Below are 7,307 nucleotides of genomic sequence, written 5' to 3' on the forward strand. Positions count from 1 at the left end.
AAGTGCGGAATGTGGGTTATAGATTGATGAACTTGGTTCTACTGTACTTGTTATGCTAAATAACCACTCTGAAAGAGGGAACAGGGAACAGGGAACAGGGAACAGGGAAAAGAGGCAATATTTTGTAATAATGTTCAAAATTATGGCTTATTTCTTATGTATAGCAAGCTTTCCGAAATTTTTTGGACTAGATTTTGCATATTAGGTACTGAAGAACCATGAACTTTTAATAATAAATTCAATCTTCTATCCGGGATTTAATAAATTAAAGCTGATAATGTAAATGAGGTTTACAGTTTTAAGGAAGTGAAAATAGCCATGACTAATATACAAGAGAGCAAATCTAAGAAAAAGAAACAGTCTTTTCCATCTGTGGATATTGGTACTCCTAAAGTACCAGTCAGTAAAACTAATGCTAAAAAAACTCAACAGTCTGAATCACTCAGCGACTGGGAACACGCCAGTTAATTAATGTCTAAACTATGATTTTGATGATTGATATTATTTAGATGATTTACTCTAATCATTGACCATGACACATCTGAAAATCTTGATCACAAAAATCAGATGAATCATAGTTCAGACTATGCTACCATCTACCAATGGGTAGAAAATCAGGGTTATAAAAATGCAAAGTGGCGACCAAAATCTGATTATTTTGATGATTTATATGCTTACCGTCTATTACACATTTAATCGCATGATTGAATCTATAGACGATTTAGTAGAAGTTGATTTTCAAAAAGGTGCTGTTGATGATCAATTAAAAGAACAAAATCTTCAAGATACTGTGGAGATTTCTTTTAAAACAGGTAATTATGGTTTAGATAAGATAGAAACTGATCTAAAAGAATTATCAATGAGTATTGAAAATAAATCAGATAGTATTGCCATATATGTTGACTGGGATAATAGTTCTTTTGTCGTTGAACATACCAAACAGTCCCGGCGAGTGATTCGTAAATCTCCTGATTTAACCCGCGATTTAGCTATACCCCAAGTTCCTACTATTATTGCTCCTAAAAAGACAATTTCTGAAAATGTTACCGCAGAAGATGTTTTTCAACGAGATAAAGAATCAGGTATTTATCAACCAGCTTCACCTCTAATTAATGTTGCTGCTATCAAAAAAAATGATAAGCAAAAGAAGCTATATAAAGACTTTATAGATGGTAAAAAAGATTTAGAATTTTCATTACAAATTGTGCTGCGAATTTCCGAAATGAGAGTCGGTATTTCTCCGGGGATAAATGTTCCTCCGGTTTCAATTATTAATTGTCCTTTTACTATTAAAAAACTCCCATGGACTTACGCGCTACCCTGGAATAAGGAAAAGTGATTTTCAGGTAGTAAGTAGGTTAGCGTTAAAAATTGTCGTTGGGGCAAGGGAACAGGGAACACCGAAGAGAGTTTTGGGCGATTTTACTTTTCTTCACATACCTTTAAATTTTTCGGTTCACCTACTTAGTACAGAGTATGCAATCAAATGTAAAATAGAGAAAGAAGAGAGTAGGCGTAGGCAGTTGCAGATTAGTCTTTAAGACTGATTTGAGGAAAGTCCGGGCTTCCGAAAGACCAAACTTGCTGGATAACGTCCAGTGCGAGCGATCGTGAGGATAGTGCCACAGAAAGATACCGCCAGTCAATTTATTGGTTGGTAAGGGTGCAAAGGTGCGGTAAGAGCGCACCAGCAGCGTCGAGAGGCGTTGGCTCGGTAAACCCCGGTTGGAAGCAAGGCCACAGGAACTACGGTTGGTCTTTTACCAGTTCCGCAAACAAGAGCCGCTAGAGGTGTTTGGTAACAACCATCCCAGATAGATAACTGCCCTCGTAAGAGAACAGAACCCGGCTTACTACCGACTTTCTTGGAAAACGAATTATGGATTTTATTTTCCATAGTTCGTTTTTTAGATTACTACAGAAAAGAGGAGAGACTGAAACATTTTAGCTAATGAAATTTTGAATAGAGCTATTTGACAACTTATGACATAATATATAGCTATGGCTATTAATATGGACAATAAAATGAACACAAGTAATATAAAATCTTTTTCTGTGTATGGTCTTTTTGGAACAGATGATATACACATTCCTTTCGATGAAAATATAAAGATACTAGTTGGTGAAAATGGGATTGGTAAAACTCAAGTCTTAAATCTTTTTTATTATACTTTAACAAGAAATTTTTTTAGACTTGATGAATTCAGTTTTGATCAATTGATTTTAGAATTTAATGACAGAAATCCTATTAAAATAGATAAAGCTAGTGTAAATGAATTGACTAAAGGAATTTATGATAATCCAATAGTTAAGGAATTTATTAATGAGGTTGGTTATTCTCAATTTGAGATGTTAAGAACTCGATTTATACAAGTCAAAGGTAATAGAAGAAAATTAGAAATGGAATTTGAATATAATCCCAAGTTCAGAAAATATCCTATAACTCATCTATTTCGAGTTTTTGAGCAAGTCGAAATGAATAAGGAAAATTTATCAAACCAATTTTTTAGAAACTGTAAAGAGGAAATTGAATCCGGTATTGAAGGTAGTGACATTATGTATTTTCCAACATACAGACGTGTTGAAGAGGATTTATATAATTTAGGTTACAATGATGAGATTTTGAAGCAAGAAAATACACTTATCCAGTTTGGAATGGATGATGTTAAAAAACGTTTTACTCAAATTGAAAGTAAAATTGATAAACTCTTAAAAGAAGGATTTTCTAAAATCACTTCGGAAATTTTAAGTCAATTAGTAAAAGGATTTTCTAAAACAGATAATAATTTTTTAAGTAAAATTAATGAAAATGATATTGAAATTATTTTAGCAAGAGTTGGTAAAGAATTATCTGAAAATGATAAAAATGAAATTAGGAAGAGCGTTAAAAATCAATCATTTGAAAATCCATCATTAACTTATATTCTGAACAAGTTAGTAGAAATATATGACAAACAAAAAGAATTAGATGATTTGGCAAAAAAATTTAAAGACGTTTGTAATAAATATTTAATCAATAAAAAGGTATTTTATGATGAAAGTGCCATCAAAATATTTATCAAATCAGAAAAAACTGATTCTGAAATTGACTTGAGTAAACTTTCTTCTGGAGAAAAGCAAATTATTTCTATATTTTCCAAAATATACCTTTCTGAAAGTGACAAAAGATTTATTATACTTTTTGATGAACCGGAATTATCATTATCAATGATCTGGCAACAACAATTACTTCCAGATATTATCAATTCAGGAAAATGCGAATTACTTTTAGCAGTAACTCACTCTCCATTTATTTTTGATAATGAACTAGATAAATATGCTATTGGATTAGATCAATATATTCAACCTTCGGAAAATTCAAGAAAGATTATAGCCTAATGTCATACTTAGATAAACTCAAACAGAGTCGGAATAAATCCCAGGTTGCCTATCAAGAATTTGCCTTGCATACAAGACAAGGTAAAGATGGTCTATTTTGTTTTTTTGAAGGTAAAGATAATGCTTATTATGTGCCAAGAATCAAGCATTTTACAGATAACTATCACCCAGTTATGTGCGGTGGTAGAGATAAAGTATTAGACGTTTACCGACTTGTTAATATTCATAGAGAATATGATAAATATAAAAAAGCATTTTTCATTGATAGAGATTTTAATGAACCTTTAGCACCTCATAACCCACCAATATTTGAAACACCTTGTTATTCCATTGAAAATTTTTATGTTTCAGTAAATGTTTTTAAAGAAATTCTCAAAAATGAATTTCATTTATCAGAGGTTAGTGATCCAGATTTTCAAGTTTGTATAACTTTTTTTAAAGATAGACAAGAAGAGTTTCATCAAGCTACAATTTTATTTAATGCTTGGTATGCTTGTTTGATAGCAATTAGAAATACTACAGGAACAGAAACAGGTGTAAAACTAGATGATAAATTTCCCAAAGATTTTATTTATTTAACTTTAGAGTCAGTTTCGGTAAATTATGACTTGGAAAAAATTCAACAAAAGTTTCCAAATGCTCCAGAAATTCCAGCAGATACTTTAAATAATAAAATTGACGAGTTTACTAATTGTGAATATTATCAAGTTTTTAGAGGTAAATATGAAATGTGGTTTTTGTTAATCTTTTTAAAATTAATTTTAATAGACTCTAATAAAAGCAAATTGTTTATCAGCGAAAAATTAAGTTTCGCTTTTAATAATGACCATAGCAGTCCAAGTCCTATCCTTAGCAATGAACAAGCACTTAAAATATTTAGTGACCATGCTGAAACCCCTGAGAGTTTGAATATTTATTTAATGCAAGTGATCAAATAGTGTATTATGTAGTATATGATTCCCTAGAACAGCAATTACTTAGCAGTTCTAATTAAGAAACTGCAAGATATATATAAACTTAAAACCACTATTTTTTGCCCAGAAATTATTAACTATGCCTTTAAGTTGGAACGAAATCAAAAGCCGAGCGATCGCCTTTTCTCAAGAATGGGAAGATGAAACCTCAGAAGATGCAGAAGCTAAATCATTTTGGGATGGGTTTTTTCATGTTTTTGGTATTTCTCGGCGACGGGTGGCGACATTTGAACAATCTGTAAAAAAAGCCGATAATAAACAGGGTTTTATTGATTTACTCTGGAAAGGTGTAATTTTAGTAGAACATAAATCTAGGGGAAAAAGTCTAGATAAAGCCATCCAACAGGCTAAAGACTATTTTCCGGGATTGAAAGAACATGAATTACCAAAATATATTTTAGTTTCGGACTTTCAAAAGTTTAAACTCTACGATTTAGATACTGATATTATCACGGAATTTGAACTCAAAGATTTTGTTAATCAAGTCCATTTATTCGGTTTTATTGCAGGATATGAAAAGCGGACTTATAAAGACGAAGATCCTGTAAATATCCAAGCCGCTGAATTAATGGGTAAGCTGCATGATTTATTAGAAGGAGTCGGCTATACAGGTCATGACTTAGAAGTCTATTTAGTGCGGTTGCTGTTTTGTTTATTTGCTGATGATACAGGCATTTTTGATAAAGGTGTTTTTTGGGAATATATTGATTTACATACTAAATCCGATGGTAGTGATTTAGCAATGCACATTGCTTCTATTTTTCATATCTTAAATACACCACCGGAAAAAAGATTAACAAATTTAGATACTAATTTGGCTCAGTTTCCCTATGTAAATGGTAAGCTATTTGAGGAAGTTTTACAACCTGCTGCTTTTGATAGCCAAATGCGTGAAATGTTGTTAAAAGCTTGTGCTTTAGATTGGGGTAAAATTTCACCTGCTATTTTTGGTTCAATGTTTCAAGCAGTGATGAAGCCTCAAGAACGGCGTAATTTAGGCGCGCATTATACTTCTGAAAAAAATATTCAAAAATTGATTAAACCTCTATTTTTAGATGATTTATATTTAGAGTTGGAAAAAGTAAAAACTAATTTTGTTAAACTTAAAGAATTTCATCAAAAAATAGCTGATTTGCATTTTCTTGATCCTGCTTGTGGTTGCGGTAATTTCCTAATTATCACCTATCGAGAATTGCGAGACTTAGAAATTAAAATTTTGCAAGCATTGAATAAAAATGGACAGCAATTTATTAATATTCAAGATATTATTAAGGTTAATGTAGATCAATTTATGGGTATTGAATATGATGAGTTTGCGGTGCGTGTTGCTGAGGTGGCAATGTGGTTAATTGATCATCAAATGAATATTCAGGTTAGTCATGAATTTGGTCAATATTTTTTCAGAGTTCCTTTAACTAAGTCTGCGAAAATTGTTCATGGTAATTCATTGAGAATTGACTGGGAAACAGTTGTAGAGAAGGGAAAGTTAAGTTTTATCTTAGGAAATCCCCCATTTTATGGTTCCAGAAATCAAAATAATCAGCAAAAGTGTGATATGAGTAAAATTTTTTATGGTGTCAAAAATGCTGGTATTTTAGATTATGTAACTGCTTGGTATGTCAAAGCTGCTCAATTGATTCAAAAGACTAATATTCGTTGTGCTTTTGTTAGTACAAGCTCAATTTGTCAGGGTGAGCAAGTTGGTATTTTATGGCAAGAATTAAAGAATAAATATCATATAAAAATTCATTTTGCTCATCGTACTTTTAGTTGGAGTAATGAATCTAAAGGTAATGCTGCTGTACATTGTATTATTATTGGTTTTGGTTTGCATGATATCGAAAATCAAAGAATATTTGATTATGTGAATATTAAAGGTGAACCAACAGAACGTATAGTCAAAAGTATTAATTCTTATCTTGTAGATGGGGGAGATATTTTAATACAATCAATTAGTAAGCCGATTCATAATATGCAATCTATGATAAAAGGAAATGCAGCAATTGATGATGGTAATTTTATATTGACAGAACAGGAAGCAAAAAATTTTCTCGATCAATATCCGTCCTTAGAACACATAGTTAGAAAATTTATTGGTTCTGATGAACTAATAAACAAATTTACAAGATACTGTTTATGGTTAAAAGATGCAACCCCTCAAGAAATTAGAAATAATCCTGAAATAAGTAGAAGAGTAGAGTCAGTTAGAAAATGGAGAAGTGAAAGCAAAAAAGAAGCAACTAGAAAATGGTCAAATTTTCCAACTCGTTTTATGGAAGATAGACAACCTAGTTCAAGCTACTTAATGATTCCTGTTGTGTCTTCTGAAAAAAGAAATTACATACCAATGGGTTTTTTATCGGAAGATGTAATTGCCAATTATTCATCTTTAATCATCCCTAATGCTACTGTCTATTTATTTGGTATTCTCACTTCAGAAATGCACATGACATGGGTAAAATATGTATGCGGAAGATTAGAAAGTCGTTTTCGTTATTCCAATACCATTGTTTATAATAACTATCCCTTTCCTGAAAACGTCAATGAGAAACAAAAACAGAAAGTAGAAATAGCCGCGCAAGCAGTATTAGACACCAGAGCAAAATATCCTGATAGTAGTTTAGCCGATTTGTATGATCCCTTGGCAATGCCACCAGACCTAGTAAAAGCCCATCAAATATTAGATAAAGCTGTAGACTTATGTTATCGTCCCCAGCCCTTTGTCAGTGAATTAAATCGAATTGAATTTTTATTTAGTCAATATGAAGCTTTAAATGCTCCCCTACTCAAACCAGAGAAAAAGAAAAGAACAAAAAAAGCAGTTAATTCGCCATAAAGTTATATTTTTTTAATTGCATACTCAATTTCATTTAGGTTATGCACACTTCTGTCTTCGTTTTATGATTATTTAGCCCTCTAAATCCCTCAAGTTTGGAGGAGTTGAAATTCTTATTT

The 7,307-nt window shown here is 31.6% G+C and carries 6 protein-coding genes and 1 other RNA gene; all 7 read left to right on the plus strand.

All coding sequences use genetic code 11. The features are described 5' to 3' along the window. The first annotated feature begins 318 nt into the window (after nt 1–318). The 7 genes from CUN59_RS21280 (at nt 319) to CUN59_RS02590 (ending at nt 7,188) form a co-directional block, all read left to right on the plus strand. Nucleotides 319–468 carry a hypothetical protein gene (locus CUN59_RS21280; protein ID WP_165790143.1) on the plus strand — a complete coding sequence of 50 codons (150 nt, stop codon included), beginning with the start codon at nt 319–321 and terminating at the stop codon, nt 466–468. 99 nt (nt 469–567) lie between these two features. Continuing rightward, on the plus strand, nt 568–696 hold the full coding sequence (locus CUN59_RS22270) for a hypothetical protein (RefSeq protein ID WP_279327284.1): 129 nt from the start codon (nt 568–570) through the stop codon (nt 694–696). After that, nucleotides 662–1,339 (plus strand): hypothetical protein, encoded by a 678-nt coding sequence (locus CUN59_RS02570; RefSeq protein WP_243406848.1) that lies wholly within the window; start codon nt 662–664, stop codon nt 1,337–1,339. The genes CUN59_RS22270 and CUN59_RS02570 overlap by 35 nt, the downstream gene beginning before the upstream one ends. Before the next feature lie 167 nt (nt 1,340–1,506). Next, nucleotides 1,507–1,868, plus strand: an RNA gene (gene rnpB / locus CUN59_RS02575) — RNase P RNA component class A. A 133-nt stretch (nt 1,869–2,001) separates the two neighbouring features. Next, a complete protein-coding gene (locus CUN59_RS02580) occupies nt 2,002–3,378 on the plus strand; it encodes an AAA family ATPase (RefSeq protein ID WP_104386364.1) in 1,377 nt (458 codons plus the stop codon). Next, nucleotides 3,378–4,316 carry a DUF4435 domain-containing protein gene (locus CUN59_RS02585; protein ID WP_104386365.1) on the plus strand — a complete coding sequence of 313 codons (939 nt, stop codon included), beginning with the start codon at nt 3,378–3,380 and terminating at the stop codon, nt 4,314–4,316. The genes CUN59_RS02580 and CUN59_RS02585 overlap by 1 nt, the downstream gene beginning before the upstream one ends. Nucleotides 4,317–4,431: 115 nt before the next feature. Further along, nucleotides 4,432–7,188 carry a DNA methyltransferase gene (locus CUN59_RS02590; protein WP_104386366.1) on the plus strand — a complete coding sequence of 919 codons (2,757 nt, stop codon included), beginning with the start codon at nt 4,432–4,434 and terminating at the stop codon, nt 7,186–7,188. Nucleotides 7,189–7,307: the final 119 nt, after the last annotated feature.

The organism is Cuspidothrix issatschenkoi CHARLIE-1 (assembly GCF_002934005.1).
In the GTDB taxonomy this organism is placed as follows: Bacteria; Cyanobacteriota; Cyanobacteriia; order Cyanobacteriales; family Nostocaceae; genus Cuspidothrix; species Cuspidothrix issatschenkoi.